Below are 22,071 nucleotides of genomic sequence, written 5' to 3'. Positions count from 1 at the left end.
AGAGAAGATGTCGAATTTCGAACTTGCCCCCGGTCAGGCGCTTCTCGTCGCCTCGCGCGGGACGGGGCGCGAGCATGGGCTGATCCGCTGGGTCCAGGATGACGGCCAGTGGCGCTCGACGCAGCTCGCGACGGTGAACCAGCTGTCCAGTCTTGCCCGCCATCCGAGCCTGCCCGTGGTCTATGGCACGTCGCGCGTGGACGACGAAGGCGATATTCACGCCTGGCGCCTCGAAGCGGCGGGTGCCGCGACCCTCGGAGAGAAATCGAGCGAAGGCGGCGAACCCTGCCATATCGTGGCCGATCCCAAGGGGCGGTTTCTTCTGTTTGCCAATTACGGCAGCAGCACGATCGGAATACAGCGCCTCGACGACAAGGGCGGCTTCGACGGGGAGGTCGATCTGCTCAGGCTCAAGGGAAGCGGGCCTGAGACCGCGCGGCAGGAGGACGCCCATCCCCATCAGCTCTTCTTCGTCGACGACACATTGTTCGTCATCGACCTCGGCGCCGATCTCGTGCGCGAATTTTCCATAGATCAATCCCGTGCCGACGCCGCCGCACTGAAGGAAACACGCCGGACCCGCGTCCCCGCCGGGGCCGGGCCTCGGCACGGCGTCATGCTGCCCGACGGCCGGCTGGCAATCAGCGGCGAACTCGGATCCAGCCTGCTCGTCGGGCGTCCGGGAGATGCCCCAGAAGATTGGGCGAATGTTGCCAGCACGCGGCGAACCGGGCCCGCCAGAACGCGCCACGAGCGGAATTACCCGGGCGACATCCAGCGCTCGCCCGACGGCCGTTTCGTTTATTTCGCCAATCGCGGCTACGATACGATCACTACATTCGATGTGAGCGGAGCATCGCCGCAGCTCGTGTCGGAGCTCGACACCACCGTCGCCTGGCCACAGCATCTGCTGGCCACCGCGGATCATGTCCTCGTTGCCGGATGGGACTCGTCCGCGGTGAGAGCGCTGTCGCTCGACCAGGGACGCCCGTCCGGCGCCCATCCCCTGTTCGACTGCGCCGGTGCCGGCTGGTTGATGCTTTGGGAGTAGGTGAGAAGCCGGAATGGCGAAGGCGGCTCAAGATAAAAGCGCCAGGAAGCGCAAGACAGCGCCGCCGAAGAAGACGTCCGTAGTGACGCCGGTTGGCACCGACGGCAGGCGGGACTATGCCGTGCCGGCCCTCGAAAAGGGCCTCGACGTTCTCGAATTGATGGCGTCGCTCCACTCCCCGATAACGCCCAGCCAGATCGCCCAGCGTCTCGGCCGCTCGCTGCAGGAGGTCTATCGCGTCGTGCTCGCCCTCGAAAGGCGCGGCTATATCGTGCGGCCGCCGGGCGAGGAAGCACTGGTGCTGTCGACCCAGCTGTTCGGGCTGGCGACGAAGTTCCCGCCGTATCGGCGCCTGGTGGACGCAGCACAGCCGATCATGAACGCGTTGGCCCTCGAGGCCTCCCAGGCCTGCCACATGGCGGTGCTGGACGGGCTCAACCAGCGCATCGTGGCGCAGGTCGACAGCCCGGCGCCGATCGCCATCAGGCTGCGCGTGGGGGCCGCGAGCCCCGCCGTCCATGGCGCGTCCGGGCGCACCATCGTGGCGTTCCAGCCACCGGAGGTCCGGGAGTGGTTCTTCAGCGAGGCCGTTGCCCTTGCCCTCGAGCCGCCCGAGTGGCTGGCCTCTTGCCGCAAGCGCATCGCCGACATTCAGGTGCACGGCTACGAGCTGATCGAGGGAGAAGTGGTGCACGGCGTCATCGATCTCAGCTTCCCAATCCTGAACGCGCAAGGGCGGTCGCTGGCCGCGCTAACCATGCCTTTTCTGACCAGCAATCACGTCGTCGTGCCGTTCGAGGACGCGGCCGCCCTCGCTTTCAATGCGGCCAGCCGCATCACCGAAGCGATGGGCGGTGCGCTCAACGAGCCCAAGCGGCCGCTGCTGCACGCCTGATCACCAGATCGCTCTCAAGCGCGCTCGGCCGCGCGCGGCGGCATTTCGGACCGGAACAGAGCAAAGGACGCCGCGGCCAATGCAAGCTCGACCCCCGCGAAAATGGCGAGCGCGGTTCCAAACTCAAAGCGCAGCAGCCAGCCGAAGATGAGGCTTCCGAGTCCGAATCCGACAAAAAGCGTGAACACATTCAGGCCCATCGCCTGCCCCCCCCCAAGCGAGGTCACGATCCCGGCAAAAAGCGGCTGGGTCATGTCATAGCCCAAGGACAGGATCATCGCGACGACAGGGGCGAGCAGGATCGGGAAGTCGAGCGTCAGGAGCAACGCTCCAATGGCGCTCAGAATGAGTCCCAAGGGAATAAGGCGGGCGCGGCCCCAGCGATCCGCCATCCGGCCGATCACCGGCCCCAGCAGCAAGCCGGGTACGCCATAGCCGAGAAGCGCCAAGCCGATGCCTACCGGCCCGAGGCCGTATCGCCGCTCGAGATACACCCCGAGCCAGGTGAATACGCCGGAATGGAATATGGAGTTGACCAGGACATAGAAGTAGGTGCGCTGCCCGCGCGGCGTCCCGATCAGGTCTTTATAGGCGCGCAACAAATCTCCGAGGGTGCCGCGCACCGGCTGAACCGTCGCGGCGATCGTGGAGCGCAGCGGCAGGAGGACGAGAAGGAGCGCTCCGCCCGCGGCTCCGACGGCTAAAAACAAGCCTTGCCAGCCAATGAACGGCACGAGCATCGCACCGAAGGGCGAGCCAAATGCCATGCCGCGGGCCATTGCGCCGAAGAGCCAGCCGAGCGGTCGGCCACGCTGCTCGTAAGGATACAATCGGCCGACCAATGCCAATGCAAGCGGTACCACGCCGCTCGCGCCAAGTCCGGTGGCAATCCGCCAGAGAGCGAGCTGTTCGATTGACTGGGCCGTCGCGGTGAGCACGGTAAGGACCGAGAATACCGCGAGCGACAGGCACATCACGCGCTCTATGCCGAGCCGGTCGGCCAGCAAACCATAAGCGACGGTCGCGATCCCATAGGGGATCAGATAGGCCGGTATGATGAGTCCGACCGTCTCGATCGGTGCTGCAAAGATACCCGACAGCGCCGGCATGATCGGCGCCACCATGTAAGCCTGAAAGAAAATGATGAAAGTGGCCGCGGCCAATAGAAACAGAAGCCGCTCGCGCTTACGATCGCCGATTACATCCTGCATGTGCCCAGAATTCCTGTCGAATTTTCACCGGTCCGGGAGCGCCGCCATGGCGACGCTCCCGCTGTTCATCGGTGTGTTTAGTAACCCATCGCCGCGCCGTCGCCGCGCGGGTCGGCGCCGCCTTCGAACAGGCCGGTCTTCCGATGGATACGGATCGCCTGGGCATGCCCCAGCGTTCCGTCCCAGCGGCCGACGATCTTGACCGGCTGTCCGCGCAGCCGCAATTCGCGCGCCGTTTCGTCGGAGATGTCGGACTCGAGCCACAGGTCGCGCGATTCCATGCCCCAGGTGCGGCCCATGAGCCAGCGCGGCGCTTCGATCGCCTGCTGCACGTCGTAGCCGAAATCGACCAGACGCGTCAGCATGGCGGCCTGCGTCTGCGGCTGGCCTTCGCCGCCCATGGTGCCGTAAGCCAGAACCGGTTCGTCGTTCTCGAGCATCATCGCGGGAATGATGGTGTGGAAGGTGCGCTTGCCAGGTTCGAGCCGGTTCGGATGCTTCTCGTCGAGCGAGAAGAAGCTTCCGCGGTTCTGCATGACAATACCGGTATCGCCGCCCATCACGGCCGAGCCGAAGTCGTGATAGATCGACTGGATCTTGGAGACGACAAGCCCGCTCGAATCGGTAGCGCAGAAATACACCGTGTCGCCATCGGGTGAGCGGCGGTCGAACTTCGTGCCATAGCGCAGGCCCGGTTCCACGCTGGCGCCGGCAAGCGCCCGCCTGGCGCTGATCAGCTTGCGGCGGGCGGCCGCGTAGTCCTTGGACAACAGCTTGTCGAGCGGGATGTCGACGAATTCCGGATCCGTCAACCATTCGTCGCGATCGGCGAATGCGACTTTCACCGCCTCCACCATGTGATGATAGTAGTCCGCGGTGCCATCACCCCAGGCCGCGACGTCGAAGCCTTCCAGCAGATTCAGGATCTGCAATGCCGCGAAGCCTTGCGTGCTCGGCGGCATCTGCGCCACGGAGTATCCGCGATAGGTGGTCGAAATCGGCTTGACCCAGCGTGCCTGGTAGCTGGCGAAATCGTCCGGACTTAGCGGAGAGCCGGCCGGAGCAAGCGCCTTGCAGATGCGCTCGGCGATCGGTCCCTCATAGAAGCCCGCGCGCGCCCGAAGCCGCCAGTTGCTCGAGCGTGTGGGCCAGTTCGGCCTGCACGAGACGAGCGCCTTCGCGCAGCGCCTGCCCCTCCGGCAGGAAGATGCGGGCGGTCTCTGGATATTGCCTGAGGATCGACTCATCGGCGGCGATCCAATCGGCGAGCGAGCGGGTAATGGCAATTCCATTACGCGCATATTCGATGGCGTCGGCGAACAGGCTCGCCCATGGCAGCCGGCCATGGCGCTCATGCGCCACGCGCCATCCGTCGACGGCGCCGGGCACGGTGAGCGCGGCCAGGGGACCACGGGCCGGAATCTGCCCGGTGCAGCCATGCTTGCGGTAGTAGTCGCGTGTCGCCATTTGGGCGGCGGGTCCGCTGGCCTCCAGTGCCTGAACGCCGCCCGTGCCCGGTCCGGCGATGAGCCAGAAGCCGTCTCCGCCCAGACCCGCCATGTGCGGATAGACGACGCAAAGCGTTGCGTTCGCGGCAATCGCCGCGTCGACGGCGCTGCCACCGCGCCGCAGGGCTTCAAGACCGGATGCCGAGGCAAGATAATGCGGCGTGCTCACCATACCGCGCGGGGCAAGGACGGGGGGACGCCCGGTCCGGGGACCATTTGGATGACTCATTACAATCTTCTTTCTGCTTTAGACTAGAACGCACTCTTAGTCATGAGATGGTGCGGCAGGCGGCGGCTTGGGTGCGAAAAGCAGCCGCTGCACGGGTGGAATGAGGCCGCCGACGCAGAGCGCGGCGAGCCCCAACCACAGGAGAATACGTGGACCACTGGTCGTTCCGATGCTGACGAGCGGAAGTGCTACCAGGAACAGCACGAAGGATGTGCTGAGATAGGCAAGCGGATTCTTGAACAAGGCACTCATGATTGAACCCTCTTATTTCACCAACAACACCAGCGCGACTGTCGCCGCGCCGGTCAGCAGAAACGCGGCCAGCGTCCAAGGCAGCGTCTTGCGAAGAATCGCGCCCTCCTGCCCGCTGATCCCGGCGGTGCTGGCGCCCATCACCACGTTGGCGGGCGCGATAGCGTTGCCGATGGCGCCGCCGGCGCTCTGCGCCGCGAGGATGGTTGCTTCCGGCAGCCCCTTGAGCCGCGCCAATGTCACCTGCAGGTCGGAGAACAGAACGTTCGATGATGTGCTGCTCGAGGTCGTGAACGCGCCGATGACGCCAATGCCGTTCGACAGGAAGGCGAAGACATAGGCAGGCGCCACGGCGGAGATCCCAAGCGCCAGCATTTCGTTCTGGCCCGAGTGATTCATCAGCCCCGCCATGATGAGGAAGGCAAGAATCGGCACAGAGGCGGGAACGGCGCTTTCGAACAACCCGCGCAGAACGCCCTTCTGCTTCGCCTTGGCGGTCGCCGCCCACTCCTCATAGTAGCCGCGCATCTGATAGAGGATCCACGTCACAAGGGAGGTGACGATGAGGCTGGCGCCCGGATGCGTCAGCGGCGCCAAGGCCGAATATGGCGCCACGGCAGCGCTTGTGACGCCATAGCCGGTCGTGACTTCCGGAAACGGCAGGCCGAAGGTGAAGGCGCCGAGGGCATTCTTGACCGGATCTATCATCGACGTGCCCAAGGCCAGCACCGTGAGGAGGATGTAGGGAAAGAACGACATGCCCAGGCCCATCGGTGGCGTCTTGTCGGCGAGATTCTCCAGATGGCTCGTCGCCATTGCCGGCCGCTCAACAATATCGACCGCCGGGTTTGCGTATCTGGGCCAGCGTGACAGCGGATAGAGCGCCAGCATCGCCGCTGTCGCGGGAATGAAAGCAGCCAGCACCGGATCCACCAGCGCGACGAACATCTGCCCGACACCTTGGATCGCCGCGATGATCAGCACCAACGGCCAGGCATGGCGGATGGCCGGCCAGCGTCCGTACATCCAGACGATGGTGAAGCCGCCGAGGACGGCCTGAATGATGATCAGCAATCCCGACTGATAGGCGGTGGCGAGTGTCGTGACTTCGCTGATGTCGACAACCTGCAAAGTGGCGAGCCAGCCGACACCAAGCGTTCCGAAGAACTTCGCCCAGATATGCGCGATGATCGGAATAGCCACCGCATAGACAGGGCGCACGCCGAAAGCGACGAGCAAAGGTGCCACGACAGCAATGGGAGTCCCGAAGCCGTCAATGCCTTGAAGGAAGGAAGCAAAAACCCAGCCGAGAGCGACGATGACAAACAGCTCGTTGCGGCTCATGCGGGTGATGCCCTGGCGCAGCGCCTCATAGCCGCCGGCCTGATTCATGATCTGATAGAGGAACAGAGCGGGCCAGATGACCAACAGAATGAAGACCGCATCCCACACGCCCTTCGCGCCGGCGACAGCCAACGTCTCCAGCGGTGTGCGGAAGATGAAGTAGGCAATGAGAGCGGCAATGAAGATTCCCGCCGCGCCCGCTTGCTGAGCGGTCCAGCGCAGCTGGACGAGGAGGAATGCCAAGACAAGGATCGGTAGAAAGGCTAGCGACCAATGAAGAAAATCGACAGGTATTTGCATATCATTCGTATCTTTGAAAGTACCGAGTGTTGGTCAACTTGTGACGATTGTTTCGCAAGGATTGAGAGTCGCGTGAGAGCGACGACCTTGATGCAGCCACCATTAAAGTCCGCGTACCAGACAATACAAGCCGTTCGCGGGCATGGCAGCAAAACACGTCAACAGGACGCGATTTTGATTCACATCAACTGAGAAAGTGGCGTCATGCGATACACTGAACGATCAGCTGGCTGACGAATGTTGCATCAGGCGAAGACCTGCCCCAACGCGAGCGCATGGCGCGGCACATCTCCTTACGATACATAATGCGAAGTTTCCCGCGCGACAGCATGATCCAAGCGACTGATGGAAAACGCTCCGCGCAGTATTGAACAAATACAGCGTAATCCTGGCGCAGACTTGCTCGCCTCGCGCGTCGCGAGCGGCATAGACAGCCACGAAGACCGACAAGATCCTGCCGCCCCCCGATACAGCTCATGTTGTTTTGAATTTACCTCAAACGGCCGGCCAGCTCGGTTCCGCGCCTGGAACTCTCATAGAATCGGTCCGGCGCTCTAACTCTTTTGAATTGCGCATCGGATTATCCGAAAAGCGCTTCGCATGGTCGGGTCACGCCCGACCACAAGCTTCTAGGGCCGATGCTCTACTAGAACTTTATGACCGCGCCGGCGATGACGCCATGCTGAATGACGTCATACTGAAACCCACTGTTCTCGTAGTCGACGCCGAGCGCCCGATAACCGATGACAGTCGAAACCGTATCATTCCATTGATAGCCGACACCACCCAGGACGTCCCAGGCGAAGTCGGAGCCGACGCCTAGTCCACCGATCATTCCCCAGGCCTGGAAGTAGAAGGGCGATTTCGTATTGATCCGAGCCTTGATCCCGATCATCGGGTCGACCCAGGTGTCGCCGTCGCTGCCGCTCAATGACGCCACCTCAGTCTCGTTCGCCTTCAGCGTCGCGGAAATGTTGTTGTCGACACTCCACACGCGCGCGCCGGCCATCACATCCAACGTCATCCGATCGGTCGCCAGCGCGCGATATTCGCCCATCAATGCGCCGGTGAAGCTGTCGGTTTCGACATTCGCCGAAAGCGAGGCTGGAACCCCGAGCACTTCGCGCTTGATCGATCTCGTCGATGTCCGTCTTGATGTACAGCAGGTCGGTGAAGACGCCCCAGGTCCCGTTGTGCGCCTCCCCGATCACCATGCCGCCGAATTTCAGGTCGTCGAAGATGTCGGCAAAGCTCATATCGACATCAATCGGCTCGCGGCCGAATAGTCCGATTTTGCCCTTCAGCCCGGCGCCCCAAAGATATGGCGCGATGGCGAAAGTCCAATCGCTCTTGGGTTCCAAAGGCGGGAGATCGGCGGCGCGCACAGATCCTGTCCACAGCATCGCTGAGGCAATTACAGCCGCCGCGCAGACTGACCTCATACTCGTTCCCCCTCACCAGGTAGGAACCGCGCCCCGGCCCGGAGCAGCGTGCAGATCATACCACGCCACAACCTTTAGGCGCAATTGCCCGACCTTTCGCGTGGTCAGGAGAAGGTTAACGGACCCGTTCCCGATCGGGGCCAGGGAACCCTCTTCGGGCCAGGCAAGGTCACCCGCCCGTCGCCGTGGCTGAGCCGATGGCAGCGTGGATCGCCATGCAGTGCCGCACGAGGTCGACATTCGCATCGACGAACCGCTTGAGCGGGGTGTCGATCGGATAGAAATGAATATTGGCAATGAACCCGTAGATTCCGGCGTCGACGCTGGTCGGTCTTGCTCCGTGCAGATAGCCGCCCGTCGACAGGAGGTTTGCCAGCACCTGCAGGTCCGCAAGCCCGCGCGCATAAGCGGCAGGCGGAGCAAATCGGCCAATGCCCTGAAAATGATAGCGCTGGAAATTGTACTCTCGCGCCTTGAGCAGGCCTTCTTCGGTCAAGCTCGGATGTTCCCGCAGCAGCGCATCGCGGAACAGCGGCCAGAACTTCTCGTCCTTCCAGCGCGAATAGGACATGACCCAATAAAGATCGTCGAGCATGCGCGTTACCAGGAGGCTGGTATCCTGCTGCGCGGAGGTGAGTCCGGCATCAATATCCAGACGATGTTTGCGGATGAGATGCGAAATGATCGTGGCGCTGTCGCCGATCACCTCACCGTCATCGACGATGTAGGGCAATTGCGCGCGCGGGGCGGTCGACGCATCGAAGATATGCGCATGGGTGAAGGGCACACCGGCGAGCTTGAGGAACGCGAATACCTTGAGGCCGTAGCCGTTGTTGTCGGCGACGCCGAACAATTGCGGGTAGGAAAACAGCGTAATCACGGCATTCCCCTCGCGTTCGAGACAACCCCGCCTTCCCGATCTTCCGAGTTCTCACGATAGAATCGACGAGTTGGCCCGTCAACTTGGGCGGCCTGGCATCCGCTCCGAGCGCTTCTTCACATCATCGATCAGCTGCCGGATGATACCGGTGGTCCTGACAATCTCCGCTTCGTCGAGAGTGGTCCCCATGGAGGAGGCGATCGCCAGGAGATGAGAATTCATCTCGAGGTAACGCGCCTCGCCCTTGCGCGTCAGCTGCACCAACTTCGAGCGCCTGTGCTTCGGATTGTCGATGAACTTGACGAGCCCCTCGGCCACCAGCTCATCCGCCAGGCGCTGCATGCGTTGGCGGCTGGTGGGGCGCATCTGGGCGATCTGCGGCACGGTGAGCGGCCCGAGCAGCGCCAGGCTGCGCAGAAAGCCGAACGAACCGCCGCCCCAGCTGGTGATAAGGCCGGTCTTCTGGCCGAGAGCCCGTATCTTGAAGAAACACAGGGCCACCTCGAGCATCAACTCGGCTATCGCTTCGGCCTTGCCGCCGTTGTCCCCGCCTGTCCTTGTCTTCTGTCGTGCCGACGCCATGGCATCTTGTCCTCTCGGTGAACGCCAATCCTCGCTATTGACACCTAGGTTGTCAAATTCTATGATGACACCCTAGTTGTCATATCTGTTTGTGGTATCCACATTCTTGAGGAACAGACTGGAATGGACACGACCGGAGAACACACACCCGAGAGTGGCACCGCCGGCGTCATCGCGAGGCCACCGCTCCTCTTTCTCGGCGCTCTGGCGCTGGGAATCGTCCTTGACAATCTGCTGCGCTTGCCCTTCCCGCTTCCTGGACCTCATGCAATGCACGCGATCATCGGCGGCGCGCTGGCCTTGCTTGGTCTGGCAATCGCGTCCGCAGGCATTCGCAACTTCTCACGGGCTGGAACTCCCGTACGCGGCATCCATCCTACGCGCGCGCTGGTAACGACCGGAATCCACGGCCGGATGCGCAATCCGATCTATCTCGGCATGTTTCTCATGTATGGCGGCATCGGCATCGCCGCGCACGGCACCTGGATCCTCATCCTCACGCTGCCTCTTATGATCCTGATCCGCTATGGTGTTGTCGCCCGCGAGGAGACCTATCTGGAGCGGCTCTTCGGCGATGCATATATCGCCTATAAGCGACGCGTGCGGCGTTGGATCTAGCCGCCGGTGCGCGCGCAGGTCTGTGGGCGATCGAACCTTTTGCTCATCAGCATTCTGTCGCTTGCGCTTGCGTCCTGCGCGAAGATACCGACTCCTCAGGAAGCCAACGACGCCGTACTGGCATTGCGAGAGTACGAGGACTGGGCGTGGGCTGCGGGCATTGGCCTCATCTGGGCCGACCTGGTATTGCCAATCCCGCAGACAACCGTGATCGCAGCACTTGGCATCATCTACGGAACGCTGATCGGCGGATTGCTGGGAAGCCTCGCTTTGATCACCAGCGGCCTCGTGGGCTACGGACTGATGCTCACCACCGCAAGGAGATTTGCGCGAGGCCTGGTCGGGACTCAGTCTCTGCGCAAGATGGAGTTACTGTTCGACCGAGGCGGGGCGTGGGCGATCATTCTCACCCGCAGCTTTCCTTACAGCGTTCCGGAGGCCATGGTGTTCCTCGCCGGATTTGCGGGCATGCGGAAAATCACCTTCATCACGGCGCTGACCATCGGCAGCGTGCCCCCGGCCTTCGTCTTCGCGGCCATCGGCGCCGGTTGGGCCGACCAGCCGATCCTGGTGCTCCTGGTGAGCTATGTGCTCCCCATCCTCTTTCTTCCGATTGCCGTTTGGCTCATGCGCCGCGAACAACCAAGCCAAATGGATAGGTCAGATACCCGCCAATCTCCCGAGGGCCTTGACGAAGAAGTCCGGCGCGCCGAAATTCCCTGATTTGAGCGCCAGAGCGATGGGTGCCTCACCATCCGAAACCAGTACAGGGATACCGGGGTCGATCTCGGGCCCGATGGCCAAGGCGCCGAGATCCAAGGCCGACACGACGGCGCCGGACGTCTCGCCGCCCGCCACGACGAGTCGGCGAACGCCCTTCTCCACCAGGCTTCGCGCCACCTCGGCAAACAGCCGATCCAGAGCATGGGCAACCGGCGCGCGGCCATGACGCTCCTGAAGCGCCTTCACCTCCGCGGGGTCGGCCGATGAGTAGACGAGTGGCGCCCTTCCCTGATTGGCCAAAACAAAGGTCACAATTTCTTCCGGGCCGGATGCGCCGCGCATCACCTCGTCGACATCGATCGCCAAGACCGGATGGCCACGCCTGTGGGTCTCGATCTGTCCCCGCGTGGCGGTGGAACAGCTTCCCGCGAGTATCGCCTCCGGTCCCTTGACACCGACCAGGCTGGGCATCTCTCCTTTCGCCAATCCGGCGGAGATGAAATTCCCCGGCAGACCCAGCGCGATACCTGAGCCGCCGGTGATGAGACGCGCCGATGCCGCCGCGCGGCCGATGGCGACAAGATCTTCTTCCGTCAGCGCATCGACGATGACCAGACACTCGCCACGCTGGACAGACAGGCCCAGTTCGGCGGCGATCTGTGTCTGGCCTTCGCGCACCGACGGCCAGGAGACAAGGCCGACCGATTTCTTTGCCTGGCGGGCGAGCCATCGGCGAATGTCGGGATCGGTCATCGGATTGAGCGGATGGTTCTCCAGCCCGGATTCGTTGAGGAGCCGGTCATGCACGAAGAGATGGCCCTGATAGACGGTTCGCCCGGCGGCTGGAAAGGCTGGGCAGACGATCACGCCGGCCGTATCGAGTTCAGCCGCCAGCGCTTCGGCAACGGGCCCAATATTTCCCTCAGGTGTTGAATCGAAGGTCGAGCAGTATTTGAAGACGATCTGCCGGCAGCCTTGCTCAAGCAGCCAGCGCAGCGCCGCCAGGGATTGACTGACGGCGTCCACGGCGGGAATGGACCTTGTCTTCAGGGCGACGACACCGGCTTCGATATCGGCGCCCGCCTTGCGGCGTGGCACATTCAGGAACTGCGCGGTCCTGAGACCACCATGGCCCGGCAGGCCTTTCGCCAGAGTGTTGGCGATATCACTGGCGCCGGTGAAATCGTCCGCGATCACGCCGAGCAGCATCAGAAAGCAACCATCCTTTCTTCAGGCCACACGCGCGATATGGACATTGCAGCTCTCAACAACGCCTGCACATATGGCTTCGACAATCTTCGAGAGCCGCCGACAGCTAGATTTGATGCACCACGATACGGGCGACCTGGTGACCCGTCAACGCGAGCTGTCCCAAATGGCAATGCTAGCGCCGACGACCAGGCAATCACGCTCGCCAAAGGCGCAAAGGCGTTGATTTCAGTACATAATCTTCCTAATCTTTCGGCTGGAAGGGGTAGGGTCGGAATCCCATGCGAACGAATTGGCTCAGGCCGCCTTTGGCGACGAGAGAACTCTACACCGCCCATCGTTACCGGGCATATCCGTGCTAGCCGAAACTCCATCCGCTTTCCTCCCGGAGGAATCCGCCTTCGACCTGCCGCGTCTCATGACCGAACTGGCCGGCGTGGCGGAAGCGATCGGTGCCCGGAACTTCTACAGCGTGGCGCTGGCGACGCTCGGACGCCTCCTCGGATGCGAGCGCCAGGTGGCGGTGCGTTATGCGCAATTCGCCAAGCCGCAGTTCCTGGTCAACTATTCCCTGAGCACTGAAGCCGAAGACATCTATATGCGGGAACTCTACCGCATCGATCCCTTGCTGCATCTCGTGCGCACCCAGGTGCCTGACCGGGTGATGACGGCCCTGCACATGCGCCGCGAGGGCAACGACAATCTTTATTTCGAGAATCTCTACCATTCCGCCCGCATCTATGACGAGCTGGTCGTCCTCCTGCCCGCGGTGGGCGGCGTATGGGTGGCCCTCTGCCTAGATCTCGACGACCGGCCCTTCAAGCTCGGAGAGGTGGAGTTCATCCGGCATATCTACCCTCTCCTCGAGAACCTGCACCGGCTGCACATCGTGAATTGTCTCTCCGGCCATCGCGGTGGCTATCTCAATGACAGCCAACTCGCCGTGATGGTGGTCGACGATCAGGGCCTGCCCTGCTTTCGTAACGGGATATGGAGCGGCAAGGTGACCCGGGCGGCGGAAGACGTGATCTGTACGGTCTCACAAGGTTCAAGCGAGGGCGTGCATTCACTCGACGAGCTGGATGTCGTCCATTGGGAAAGACTGGAAAAGGGAAATGCGCTGGCGCCAGGCGGGCGCATCTTCATCGTCGAGCGCCGCTCGCCCGGTTTTCTTGCCGTCGACAACCTTTTCAATCGGATGATGACCGAGTACCGGCTGACGCCGCGCGAATGCGAGATCCTCCGGCATGGACTGCGTGGCCTATCGACGGCGGCGATCGCCAAACGGCTCGATATCGGCGCCGGGACGGTGCGCAATCACAAGCACCGGCTGTACAGCAAGCTCGACGTCACATCGGAACGCGAGATCACCTCCCTGGTGTTCGACCGGATATTCAAGGATCGCGTCAGCTGCTGACACCCGCGCGGATCTGTTGCCCACTTTTTTCGCCTGCTGCTCTCTAGTATCTGTTGTTACCATTGTCAGTGCCTGGGGCCGATGATTAACTTGCTTCCCGGGGCGTTGGTAGCCGGCCGTCAGAGCTGGGAATCCAATTGCCGATAAGGGAAGGAATGCCTTAATGAGCATCAGATCACTGCTGCAGAACGCAGCTTGCGGACTCGCCGTATTCGCACTGGCGGCGATCGCCGGCTCAACCGCGCCCCTGACGGCGCAAGCCGAGACCATCAAGATAGGCGCGCCCATTCCACAGACCGGTCCCTTCGCCAGCGACGGCGGCGTCATGGAAAAAGCCATCAAGCTCGCGGTTGAAGACCTGAACAAGGCGGGCGGCGTTCTCGGCCAGCAGCTGGAAGTGACATTTTTCGACATCGGCGATCTGTCGCCCGACAAGCTGCAGGCCGCGGCGGCCAATCTCATCGACCGTGGCAAGGCGGATTTCATCGTCACCGGCTATGGCGGCTTTGGTCCCGACATACCGGCCTTCTGCCCGCAGGGCGTGCCGTTCATCCACAATGACGCGTTTACCAGTGTGGTCGACATGATGAACAGCATGGGATGTACGAGCATTTTCAACGCCTCGGATGTCGAGGCCTCCTATGGCAAGGTCATGTTCGACCAGCTCATGGCGCTCGGCCATGAGTTTCCGAACAAGAAGCTCGCCATCGTGCACGGTCCCTATGAATGGGAATCGGGCCTTACCAAAGCGATGGCCGATGCCGCCGCCGCCCAGGGCTGGGAAGTCGTGCTGAACGAGGAGGTGCCTTATGAGAGCGTGCAGTGGCAAGGCATTCTCAGCAAGATCCGCGATGCCAATCCAGCCCTCATCCATATCGAAGTGCTGGACGCCGGCCTGACCCACACTTTTCTGCAGCAATATTTCGACAATCCGGTCAAGGGCGCCGTCGTGAATGCGGGCTATGCCGCGAGCGTGCCGGCCTTCGGCGAAGTCGTCGCGCAGGGCAAAGCCGAAGGCGTGCTGGGCATGACCTTGTCGGCGCAGTTGCCGGGTCCGGAAGGTGATGCCTTCGTCAAGAAATGGCAGGCCGCCTACAATGAATTGCCGCCCTGGAGCCTTGCCGCCCAACTCTATGACGAAGTCAATATGTGGGCCGCGGCGGTCAAGACCGCCGGCAGCGCCTCGGACCATGCCGCCGTCGTAAAGGCGCTCAAGGAAATGAGCTACAAGGGGCTGACCGGCACGCTCAAATTCGACGACCGGTTCAAGATCCCCACCAATGATGCGAGCCAGCCGGCCTTTCTGTTCCAGGTGCATGACAAGGCGCTGAAGCCCTTGATGATCGGCACGCGTAAGACCGATGACTTCATCATGCCGGACTGGGCGAAATAGGCCAGGCACTAAGGATGCGAAGCAGCGGCGGGACCAAACGCCATGCAGGAATATCCGATGCAAGCCGTGAGGGTCGCCGCGTATAACGCGGCGGCGCCGCCGATCATGTCGCTCGACATGGTGAGCAAACAGTTCGGGGCGCTCAAGGCGCTGGACAGGCTGAGCCTCGAGATCATGAGCGGTGAGATCCTCGGAATAGCCGGGCCTAATGGGGCGGGAAAGTCCACGCTCCTCAATGTCTGCACCGGCGTACTCGCGCCCTCCTCCGGCACGGTGAACTTCGAAGGCCGGAGGATGGCGGGCCTGCCGGCGCATCGCTATTGCAGCCTCGGCATCGCACGCACCTTCCAGATTCCGCAGATCTTCTCGTCCATGTCGGTCGAGGAGAATATCGCCACGGGCGCGATGTTCGGCCCGGTCGAGCGTCTCGTCCCGGCCCAGGTGAAAGCCAGGTTGGAGGGCATTCTCGACCTTACCGGCCTCTCCCGGCAGCGGCGCCAATCCGCGAGCCAGGTCGATCTTCTCACCCGCAAGCGCATCATGCTCGCGGCGTCGCTGGCGACGGAGCCCCGGCTCGTCTTTCTGGATGAACCGCTGAGCGGGCTCAATGCCGAGGAAGTGGAGATATTCGTCGGCCTCTTCCGCCGCCTTCACAACACCCTGGGCCTTACATTGGTGGTGGTCGAGCATAAGGTCCGCGCCCTTGCCGATCTTTCCGACCGCATCCTGATCCTCAATGCCGGCGCACTCCTCTGTCTCGATCGGCCGGAAGTCGTCATGCGCGACGCCCGGGTCATCGATATCTATCTGGGAGCACGGAATTTTGCTTAGCGTGCGGAATATAGACGTCTTTTATGACGACCTGCATATTCTGCACGGCGCTTCACTCGACGTTGGCGCGGGCGAACTCGTCGGCGTCGTCGGCGCCAATGGCCATGGCAAAAGCACACTGCTCAAAGCGGTGTGCGGTCTGGTGCCGGTCGCCGGTGGCGACATTGTCTATGCGGGCGAAAGCATCAGGTCCAACAGCGTGTCAGCGCTTGTCGCACGCGGGCTCGTTTATGTGGCCGAGGACCGCCGGCTGTTCCCGGACATGACGGTCAGGGAAAATCTGCTGCTCGGCGCGTTCCTGGAGCGCGGGCGCAGCCACGAGCAGGCATCGCTCGATCGCGTGTTCGATCTCTATCCCCGGCTCGCCGAACGGCAGGAACAACTGGCGCGCACCTTGAGCGGCGGCGAGGCGCAGATGCTGGCGCTGGGGCGCGGCCTCATGTCGGCCCCCGCCCTGCTCGCCATCGACGAGCCCTCGCTCGGGCTCGCGCCCAAGCTCGTGGACAGCATGCTGGAGACGATCGCCGAACTCAAACGCGGCGGCATGACGATCCTGTTGGTCGAGCAGAGCCTGGGCCTCATCGACAGCATCGTCGACAGGGTCTACCGGCTCGAGGAAGGCGTCGTCTCGGGCGGCGAGGCGCGCACGGTCTTCCAGACCGCGAGTTTCCAGCAAAGCGCCTCCGGCAGCGGGCAAAGCCGTCTCGCGCCGCCGGATATCTGAGGGATCGCGGGTGGCACAGTTTTTCGAAGTGATCTTCGGCGGCATAACCCAGGCGGCGGTCTACAGCATCATCGCGGTGGGCCTGTCGCTGGTCTATGGCACGGGCCGCACGCTCAATTTCGCCTATGGCGCACTCTACACGACCGGCGCCTATATTTCCTGGGTGCTGACCGTCGGCTATCTCGGCCTGCCCTTATGGCTCGCGGTCATCGTGCTCATCCCGATCCTGTTCGGCATCGGCGTCGCCATCGAAGTCCTGATGCTCAGGCCGATCAGGGGCGGCAAGAACTGGCGGGTGACCGCCATGATGGTGACGCTCGGCCTCGCCTTCGTGCTCGACAATGCCAATCTCATTCTGTTCGGCGCGGTGGCCAAGCCGATGCCCGCCTTTATCGATGGCACCGTCTCGATCTTCGGCATCACTGTCTCCGCCTACCGGGTGGCGGTGCTCGTCATCGCGCTGGCGATCGTGGCGCTGCTCGAGCTGTTCCTCAATCGCACCCGCTTCGGCTGGGCGGTGCGCGCCGTGGCGCAGGATATCCAGGGCGCCCGGCAGGTCGGCATAGACGTGAACCGGATCTTCGCCTTTACCTTTGGTCTATCGGTCGTCCTGACGGGCCTGGCCGGCCTGCTGCTTTCGCCCATTTTCCTGATTTCGCCCCAGGGCGGCTGGGAGCCGTTCCTCAAGGCCTTCGTGATCGTGGTGCTGGGCGGCCTCGGCAGCACACGCGGCGCCATCGCCGCCGCCTTCTTCCTCGGACTGGTCGAAGCGATAGTCGTCTACAGGCTCGGCGCCAACTGGACCATGCCGGTCTGGGTGGTGACACTGCTTCTTGTGCTGATGATCCGCCCGCACGGGCTTCTGGGCAAAGGCCAGAGCGAGGCGGCGGGATGACGCAGAGCGACGCCACGATGACTACCCGGAGCGGCACCAGGCGGCTGCTCGCCAGCAGCAGCGCGCCCGCCTACTGGGCCGTGGTGGCCATGCTCGCTCTGGTCGGCACGCTGATCACCGATAGCTATATCCAGCATGTCCTGATCCTGTGCTTCCTGTGGTGCATGGTCGCCGCTGCCTGGGACCTGACGCTCGGTTATGCCGGCATCTTCAATTATGCGCAGATCGCGCTGTTCGCCACCGGTGCCTATGCGACCGCGATGCTCACGCTCAAACTGGGCGTGCCGCCTATCGCCGCCATCGCGGCAGCCATCGCCATCACGACGCTTCTGGGGCTTCTGATCGCGCTTCCCTGTCTGAGGCTCCAGGGTGAATATGTGGCGCTCTTCACCTTCTCGATCCATCTTGCCATGCCACCTTTGATCCAGCTGGCGAAAGGTTTTGGCACCGGCGGGACCATGGGCCTCATGGGCGTCCCGCCGATCAAGCTGCTCGGTTTCACATTCGGACCGATGAACAAACTCGGCTGGTATTATCTCGCCCTCACCGCCGCGGCGATCTCGGTCTATGTCATATACTTTGTCGTGCTGCGCAGCCGCACCGGGCGCGCCTTCGTCGCCTTGCGCGACTCGGCAAATTTCGCGCGTTCCCTCGGGATCAACGAATTCAAGTACAAGCTGCTCGCCTTCGTTCTATCGGCGCTGGTGACCGGCTTCGCCGGCGCCCTTTATGCGCATTACACCTCCGTCGTCACGCCGAAGATCCTGGGGAATGAATTCATCCTACTGGCGATCGTAATGCTGGCCATTGGCGGAATCGGCCGCTTCCCCGGCGCCGTGCTCGGTGCCTTCGTCGTCACCATACTCAACGAGTTGCTGCGCGACGCCGGAACCTACCGGCTGCTGATCCTCGGTATTCTCGTCGTACTGACACTGCTTCTGCTGCCGCAGGGCCTCGCCTCGCTCTCGGAACGGGTGATGCGGCTGATAGGTCAACGCAAAGCACGAACCAAGCCGAAAGAATGAGGAGTTTGGCCATGGATGATGGGAAAATGTCGAAGCCGCAACCGAGCGAAACCCCGGTCGCGCTGCGCGGTGCCAGGCAGAACGAATATATCGCGTCTGGGATCTTCGAGCAGGAGCTGACCTACATCTTCGACAATGACTGGGTGATGGTCGGCCGCCAGAACAACATCCCGGGCCCGGGCGACTACATAACGGCGGCGATCGGCAAGCGTCCCATCGTCTGCATCCGGCAGAAGGACGGCTCCATCCGGGCCTTCGCCAATTTCTGTCTCCACCGCTATGCCAAGCTTCTCGAAGGGCTTGGCAAGGTTGGCCGGATCGTCTGTCCCTATCATGCCTGGACCTATGAGATCACCGGCAGACTCATCGGGATCGCCAACCCGCAAGGGTTCGGTGATGCCTGCAAGTCGGAAATGGGTCTGCGCGAGCTTGCCTGCGAAGTCTGGCTCGGCTTCATCTTCGTGGCCTTGCGGCACGATCTCCCCTCGATGGCGAGCAAGCTCGCACCTCTCGCCGAGCATCTCGCGCGTTACGATCTTTCGACTTACGAGGACCGCTATATCTTCGGGGAAGAAATCTGGAGCGGCAACTGGAAGCTGGTCTATGAGAATTTCGTCGAATGCTACCACGTGACCTATGCACACAAGCAGTCGATCGGGCCGACCAATCCGACAAGTCTGGCGGAGCTCGGTCCTCGCGGCGAGCGGCAATTCTCGGTCCACTACAATCCCTACCGTCCCGAAGACTTGCCGGAAGTCCACAATGACGAGCTCAATGAAGACGAACGGCGCCGGCTTCTGGTCATTGGCATCTATCCGAATGCGCTCATCGCCATCGATGCCAATTTCGTCTGGTGGATGGCGCTCGAACCGCAAGGGGTCGAGCGCACCAATGGCCGCTGGGGCCTGTCCTTCACGCCCAAGGCCATGAAAGGGATGAAGGATCCCGACGCCTTCGCCGAAAAAGTCCGCGAGGTGATCCACATCGCGACGGTCGAAGACAAACGCGTGGTGGCCGCCGTGCAGCAAGGCGTCCAGTTCAACGCCGCAGAGCCGGGCTATCTCCATTCGACGCTCGAAATCTATGTCGACGAATTCCGCCAGTATCTCGATCGCATGCTTGGCCGGAAGGCGGATACACGCAACACGTCAGCAGAGGGATGAGAAATGGGAAACGCAATGACGACCACCTTTAATGAAAACGCATTCTCCGGACTTCTGCATGCCGGAACCCACGGCACCTTCATGCGCCTGCCGGCCATTCAGGCCGATGCGAAAAAACTCATGGAGACGAAGGTCAGCGCGGCGTTCCTCGGCTTCCCGTGGGATGCCATGTGCATCAGTCGCACCGGCACGAATTACGGGCCGCGCGCCATCCGCGAGGCGAGCGATCAGTTCTCCTTCTACAATGCCTCTACGGGCATGGACCTCAATGAACACTACCGCTTCGCCGATTGCGGCGACGTGCCGGTGGTGCCTGGCTCCGCCGTCACCACCATGGATCGGGCCCAGGCCATGGTATCCGAGATCCTGAAAAGCGGCGCCATGCCGGTGACGGTCGGCGGCGATCATTCGATCACCATCGCCTGTGTCAGGGCCTTCGCGAAGGTCTACAAGAAGCCGGGCCTCGTGCTGGTCGACACTCATTTCGACACGGCGCTCGATGTCGGTGGCGAAACACTCAGCCATTGCTGCCCGATCACCCGCGCCGTCGATGCCGGCTTCGATCCCAAACGCATAGCCATCGTCGGCACGGGCGGCTGGATGAACCCGAAGTCGGAGCTCGCCTATATCAAAAAGCAAGGGATCACCCTCTTCACCATCGAGGACATCTGGTCGCAGGGACCCAAGGCCATCGCCAAGAAGGCGGCCGCGGTCGCCAGCAAGGGCGCCGACGGCGTCTATGTCACCTACGATATCGACGCCATCGATGCAGCCTATGCGCCGGGAACCGGCGTGCCGACGCCCGGCGGGATGAGCTCACGCGAGGCGCTCACCATGGCCTATGAGCTCGGGCGCATGGGGATCGCCGGATTCGACCTGGTCGAGGTATCGCCTTCCTGGGATCACGACGGTATCACCAGCCGGCTGGCGGTGCGCCTGATTCTCGAAGCGCTCGCCGGCAATGCAAACGCCAAGAAGTAAACGGGGCACTTGATGACTGGATTTTCGAAAGAGAAACGCGCACGCCTGGAAGCTCTCGCCAAGGGTGAATTCCTGCAGAGCAGCGATCCCAGGGTTGATGCGTTTCTTAAGCGCATGGTGGCGGAGAATGCCCCGGTATTCGCCGATGTGTATGCCGGCGAGATGAACTTCTTCAATGCGCCCCGGCGCAGCAATCTCGACGAGGTGGATCTCGCCTGCATCGGCATTCCCTTCGAGGCGAGCGCCCCGGTGCGCGGCGGCACAAGGCTCGGACCGCGATCCTTCCGCGAATGGTCGAAGGTGCGGGGCCCCGTTCATGACGTATGGCGGACCATCCCCTTCGAGCTTCTAAGCATGGCCGATGTCGGCGATATCAGCTTCGAAAGCCCGCATGACGTCGATTCCTGCATCGAGACGATCCGGAACACCTTCGCGGAATTCAGGCGGCGCGGCATCACGCCCTATTCGGTGGGGGGCGTGCATACGATGACGCATCCGATCCTGTCGGGGCTTGCCTCAGGCGAGCCGATCGGCCTCGTGCAGATCGATGCGCATGCCGACACGGCACGCGGCACCTTCCAGGGCAACCGGCTGAACGACTGCAGCGTCTTCCTCAATGCGGTGCTGGACGAGGCCGTCGACCCCGAGCGGACGATCCAGATCGGCATGCGCGGCTCGCTCAGCCCCTATTGGGACTTTTCGCGTGAAGCCGGCATGCGCCTCATTCCCATGCACGAGGTCTATGAGATGGGCGTCAAGGGCGTCATCGCGGAGATCCGGCGCGTCATCGGCGACGGACCATTCTATTTCACTCTCGATACCGATGGCATCGACGCGACCTACCTGCCAGGCACGGAGCTGCCCGAGCCTTTCGGCTTCACGACCAGGGAGATCGTGCAGATCATCCGCGGCATGCACGGCATGAATATCGTGGGCGCCGACATCGTCGAGCTTTGTCCGCCCTATGACCCCAATGGCATTTCCGCCAATATCGGCGCGGCGCTGGGCTTCGAGACCGTCTGCCTCCTGGCTGAAGCGCATGTGCGCCGTCGCGGTCAGAGCCGGAAGACCCACTGGGACAAGGCGCGCTGACGACCGCGAGTTGAGGGTGCCGGACGAGCGAGCGTAAGCCCGCTCGCCTTCCCCATCGCCCATATCGGTGGCTTGGACCGGAATATCGCGTAACCGGCGCTCACTTTTATTTGGCCGTGTCCGGGTGCAAGATAGTTTTCCCTAATACGCGCGAGGCAGGTCATGAGCGAAGCCCCGCATCTAGCTCATGCGGCTGAAGCCCAGGGCCTCGGCGCGCGATAACATCGTAGCGATAACCAGCGGCATAATATTTGCCGGTCTTTGGGGCGTTCTCGAAGCGGATGGATCAGGATCGAGCATTACGGC

At 62.4% G+C, this 22,071-nt stretch carries 23 protein-coding genes; 14 read left to right on the top strand and 9 right to left on the bottom strand.

Annotated elements, in window-relative coordinates; genetic code table 11:
• Nucleotides 1-7 precede the first annotated feature (7 nt).
• Both G5V57_RS17520 and G5V57_RS17515 read left to right on the top strand, forming a co-directional pair.
• On the top strand, nucleotides 8-1,051 hold the full coding sequence (locus G5V57_RS17520) for a beta-propeller fold lactonase family protein (RefSeq protein WP_165168879.1): 1,044 nt from the start codon (nucleotides 8-10) through the stop codon (nucleotides 1,049-1,051).
• A gap of 13 nt (nucleotides 1,052-1,064) precedes the next feature.
• The gene (locus tag G5V57_RS17515; RefSeq protein WP_165168878.1) at nucleotides 1,065-1,946 is read left to right on the top strand and encodes an IclR family transcriptional regulator; all 882 of its coding nucleotides are present in this window, start codon (nucleotides 1,065-1,067) and stop codon (nucleotides 1,944-1,946) included.
• A 14-nt stretch (nucleotides 1,947-1,960) separates the two neighbouring features.
• On the opposite strand, the gene G5V57_RS17510 is transcribed toward G5V57_RS17515, so the two are convergent.
• The 6 genes from G5V57_RS17510 to G5V57_RS17490 form a co-directional block, all read right to left on the bottom strand.
• Nucleotides 1,961-3,157: an MFS transporter gene (locus tag G5V57_RS17510; RefSeq protein WP_165168877.1), complete on the bottom strand. Its 1,197-nt coding sequence runs from the start codon at nucleotides 3,155-3,157 to the stop codon at nucleotides 1,961-1,963.
• Between the two features lie 77 nt (nucleotides 3,158-3,234).
• Nucleotides 3,235-4,236, bottom strand: a complete 1,002-nt coding sequence (locus tag G5V57_RS34870) for a gamma-glutamyltransferase family protein (RefSeq protein WP_256378690.1) — start codon at nucleotides 4,234-4,236, stop codon at nucleotides 3,235-3,237.
• Between the two features lie 19 nt (nucleotides 4,237-4,255).
• On the bottom strand, nucleotides 4,256-4,894 hold the full coding sequence (locus G5V57_RS34865; RefSeq protein ID WP_206530060.1) for a gamma-glutamyltransferase: 639 nt from the start codon (nucleotides 4,892-4,894) through the stop codon (nucleotides 4,256-4,258).
• 36 nt (nucleotides 4,895-4,930) lie between these two features.
• Nucleotides 4,931-5,146, bottom strand: coding sequence for a hypothetical protein (locus tag G5V57_RS17500; protein WP_165168876.1), 216 nt, complete (start codon nucleotides 5,144-5,146; stop codon nucleotides 4,931-4,933).
• A gap of 12 nt (nucleotides 5,147-5,158) precedes the next feature.
• The gene (locus G5V57_RS17495) at nucleotides 5,159-6,790 is read right to left on the bottom strand and encodes an L-lactate permease (protein ID WP_165168875.1); all 1,632 of its coding nucleotides are present in this window, start codon (nucleotides 6,788-6,790) and stop codon (nucleotides 5,159-5,161) included.
• 646 nt (nucleotides 6,791-7,436) lie between these two features.
• The gene (locus G5V57_RS17490; RefSeq protein ID WP_165168874.1) at nucleotides 7,437-7,910 is read right to left on the bottom strand and encodes a hypothetical protein; all 474 of its coding nucleotides are present in this window, start codon (nucleotides 7,908-7,910) and stop codon (nucleotides 7,437-7,439) included.
• Between the two features lie 7 nt (nucleotides 7,911-7,917).
• On the opposite strand from G5V57_RS17490, the gene G5V57_RS17485 reads away from it, so the two are divergent.
• Nucleotides 7,918-8,076, top strand: a complete 159-nt coding sequence (locus G5V57_RS17485; RefSeq protein ID WP_165168873.1) for a hypothetical protein — start codon at nucleotides 7,918-7,920, stop codon at nucleotides 8,074-8,076.
• A 325-nt stretch (nucleotides 8,077-8,401) separates the two neighbouring features.
• Here the strand turns inward: G5V57_RS17485 and G5V57_RS17480 are convergent, their stop codons facing one another.
• Together G5V57_RS17480 and G5V57_RS17475 are read right to left on the bottom strand one after the other, a co-directional pair.
• On the bottom strand, nucleotides 8,402-9,112 hold the full coding sequence (locus G5V57_RS17480; RefSeq protein ID WP_165168872.1) for a glutathione S-transferase family protein: 711 nt from the start codon (nucleotides 9,110-9,112) through the stop codon (nucleotides 8,402-8,404).
• A gap of 78 nt (nucleotides 9,113-9,190) precedes the next feature.
• Complete coding sequence (locus G5V57_RS17475; RefSeq protein ID WP_165168871.1) at nucleotides 9,191-9,694, bottom strand: MarR family winged helix-turn-helix transcriptional regulator; 504 nt, start codon at nucleotides 9,692-9,694, stop codon at nucleotides 9,191-9,193.
• Nucleotides 9,695-9,817: 123 nt separating this feature from the next.
• Between G5V57_RS17475 and G5V57_RS17470 the strand changes: the two genes are divergently transcribed.
• Together G5V57_RS17470 and G5V57_RS17465 are read left to right on the top strand one after the other, a co-directional pair.
• Nucleotides 9,818-10,312 carry an isoprenylcysteine carboxylmethyltransferase family protein gene (locus G5V57_RS17470; protein WP_165168870.1) on the top strand — a complete coding sequence of 165 codons (495 nt, stop codon included), beginning with the start codon at nucleotides 9,818-9,820 and terminating at the stop codon, nucleotides 10,310-10,312.
• A gap of 39 nt (nucleotides 10,313-10,351) precedes the next feature.
• A complete protein-coding gene (locus tag G5V57_RS17465) occupies nucleotides 10,352-11,035 on the top strand; it encodes a TVP38/TMEM64 family protein (protein ID WP_165168869.1) in 684 nt (227 codons plus the stop codon).
• On the opposite strand, the gene otnK is transcribed toward G5V57_RS17465, so the two are convergent.
• Nucleotides 10,973-12,244 (bottom strand): 3-oxo-tetronate kinase, encoded by a 1,272-nt coding sequence (gene otnK / locus G5V57_RS17460; protein WP_165168868.1) that lies wholly within the window; start codon nucleotides 12,242-12,244, stop codon nucleotides 10,973-10,975. The two genes, G5V57_RS17465 and otnK, sit on opposite strands and share 63 nt — an antisense overlap.
• Nucleotides 12,245-12,662: 418 nt before the next feature.
• On the opposite strand from otnK, the gene G5V57_RS17455 reads away from it, so the two are divergent.
• The 9 genes from G5V57_RS17455 (at nucleotide 12,663) to G5V57_RS17415 (ending at nucleotide 21,765) form a co-directional block, all read left to right on the top strand.
• Nucleotides 12,663-13,661 (top strand): helix-turn-helix transcriptional regulator, encoded by a 999-nt coding sequence (locus G5V57_RS17455; RefSeq protein WP_165168867.1) that lies wholly within the window; start codon nucleotides 12,663-12,665, stop codon nucleotides 13,659-13,661.
• 163 nt (nucleotides 13,662-13,824) lie between these two features.
• Nucleotides 13,825-15,054 carry an ABC transporter substrate-binding protein gene (locus G5V57_RS17450; RefSeq protein WP_165168866.1) on the top strand — a complete coding sequence of 410 codons (1,230 nt, stop codon included), beginning with the start codon at nucleotides 13,825-13,827 and terminating at the stop codon, nucleotides 15,052-15,054.
• Between the two features lie 57 nt (nucleotides 15,055-15,111).
• On the top strand, nucleotides 15,112-15,885 hold the full coding sequence (locus tag G5V57_RS17445; protein WP_165168865.1) for an ABC transporter ATP-binding protein: 774 nt from the start codon (nucleotides 15,112-15,114) through the stop codon (nucleotides 15,883-15,885).
• Between the two features lies 1 nt (nucleotide 15,886).
• Nucleotides 15,887-16,609, top strand: a complete 723-nt coding sequence (locus G5V57_RS17440) for an ABC transporter ATP-binding protein (protein ID WP_246737269.1) — start codon at nucleotides 15,887-15,889, stop codon at nucleotides 16,607-16,609.
• A 10-nt stretch (nucleotides 16,610-16,619) separates the two neighbouring features.
• On the top strand, nucleotides 16,620-17,504 hold the full coding sequence (locus G5V57_RS17435) for a branched-chain amino acid ABC transporter permease (RefSeq protein ID WP_165168863.1): 885 nt from the start codon (nucleotides 16,620-16,622) through the stop codon (nucleotides 17,502-17,504).
• Nucleotides 17,501-18,529 carry a branched-chain amino acid ABC transporter permease gene (locus G5V57_RS17430; protein WP_165168862.1) on the top strand — a complete coding sequence of 343 codons (1,029 nt, stop codon included), beginning with the start codon at nucleotides 17,501-17,503 and terminating at the stop codon, nucleotides 18,527-18,529. The genes G5V57_RS17435 and G5V57_RS17430 overlap by 4 nt, the downstream gene beginning before the upstream one ends.
• Before the next feature lie 11 nt (nucleotides 18,530-18,540).
• A complete protein-coding gene (locus G5V57_RS17425; protein ID WP_165168861.1) occupies nucleotides 18,541-19,692 on the top strand; it encodes an aromatic ring-hydroxylating dioxygenase subunit alpha in 1,152 nt (383 codons plus the stop codon).
• 15 nt (nucleotides 19,693-19,707) lie between these two features.
• Nucleotides 19,708-20,673, top strand: coding sequence for an agmatinase (speB, locus tag G5V57_RS17420; RefSeq protein ID WP_206530058.1), 966 nt, complete (start codon nucleotides 19,708-19,710; stop codon nucleotides 20,671-20,673).
• A gap of 12 nt (nucleotides 20,674-20,685) precedes the next feature.
• Nucleotides 20,686-21,765: an arginase family protein gene (locus tag G5V57_RS17415; RefSeq protein WP_165168859.1), complete on the top strand. Its 1,080-nt coding sequence runs from the start codon at nucleotides 20,686-20,688 to the stop codon at nucleotides 21,763-21,765.
• The last annotated feature ends 306 nt before the right edge of the window (nucleotides 21,766-22,071 follow it).

The organism is Nordella sp. HKS 07 (assembly GCF_011046735.1).
Classification (GTDB): domain Bacteria; phylum Pseudomonadota; class Alphaproteobacteria; order Rhizobiales; family Aestuariivirgaceae; genus Taklimakanibacter.
Note: the sequence above shows the minus strand (reverse complement) of the source record. Positions and strands in the feature narration are given on the sequence as shown.

Bases quoted from the DNA above. Each gene is read 5' to 3' on its own strand.
- G5V57_RS17520 (WP_165168879.1), top strand. From the start codon at position 8: ATGTCGAATTTCGAACTTGCCCCCGGTCAGGCGCTTCTCGTCGCCTCG.
- G5V57_RS17515 (WP_165168878.1), top strand. From the start codon at position 1,065: ATGGCGAAGGCGGCTCAAGATAAAAGCGCCAGGAAGCGCAAGACAGCG.
- G5V57_RS17510 (WP_165168877.1), bottom strand. From the start codon at position 3,157: ATGCAGGATGTAATCGGCGATCGTAAGCGCGAGCGGCTTCTGTTTCTA.
- G5V57_RS34865 (WP_206530060.1), bottom strand. From the start codon at position 4,894: ATGAGTCATCCAAATGGTCCCCGGACCGGGCGTCCCCCCGTCCTTGCC.
- G5V57_RS17500 (WP_165168876.1), bottom strand. From the start codon at position 5,146: ATGAGTGCCTTGTTCAAGAATCCGCTTGCCTATCTCAGCACATCCTTC.
- G5V57_RS17495 (WP_165168875.1), bottom strand. From the start codon at position 6,790: ATGCAAATACCTGTCGATTTTCTTCATTGGTCGCTAGCCTTTCTACCG.
- G5V57_RS17475 (WP_165168871.1), bottom strand. From the start codon at position 9,694: ATGGCGTCGGCACGACAGAAGACAAGGACAGGCGGGGACAACGGCGGC.
- G5V57_RS17470 (WP_165168870.1), top strand. From the start codon at position 9,818: ATGGACACGACCGGAGAACACACACCCGAGAGTGGCACCGCCGGCGTC.
- otnK (WP_165168868.1), bottom strand. From the start codon at position 12,244: ATGCTGCTCGGCGTGATCGCGGACGATTTCACCGGCGCCAGTGATATC.
- G5V57_RS17455 (WP_165168867.1), top strand. From the start codon at position 12,663: ATGACCGAACTGGCCGGCGTGGCGGAAGCGATCGGTGCCCGGAACTTC.
- G5V57_RS17450 (WP_165168866.1), top strand. From the start codon at position 13,825: ATGAGCATCAGATCACTGCTGCAGAACGCAGCTTGCGGACTCGCCGTA.
- G5V57_RS17445 (WP_165168865.1), top strand. From the start codon at position 15,112: ATGCAAGCCGTGAGGGTCGCCGCGTATAACGCGGCGGCGCCGCCGATC.
- G5V57_RS17430 (WP_165168862.1), top strand. From the start codon at position 17,501: ATGACGCAGAGCGACGCCACGATGACTACCCGGAGCGGCACCAGGCGG.
- G5V57_RS17425 (WP_165168861.1), top strand. From the start codon at position 18,541: ATGGATGATGGGAAAATGTCGAAGCCGCAACCGAGCGAAACCCCGGTC.
- speB (WP_206530058.1), top strand. From the start codon at position 19,708: ATGACGACCACCTTTAATGAAAACGCATTCTCCGGACTTCTGCATGCC.
- G5V57_RS17415 (WP_165168859.1), top strand. From the start codon at position 20,686: ATGACTGGATTTTCGAAAGAGAAACGCGCACGCCTGGAAGCTCTCGCC.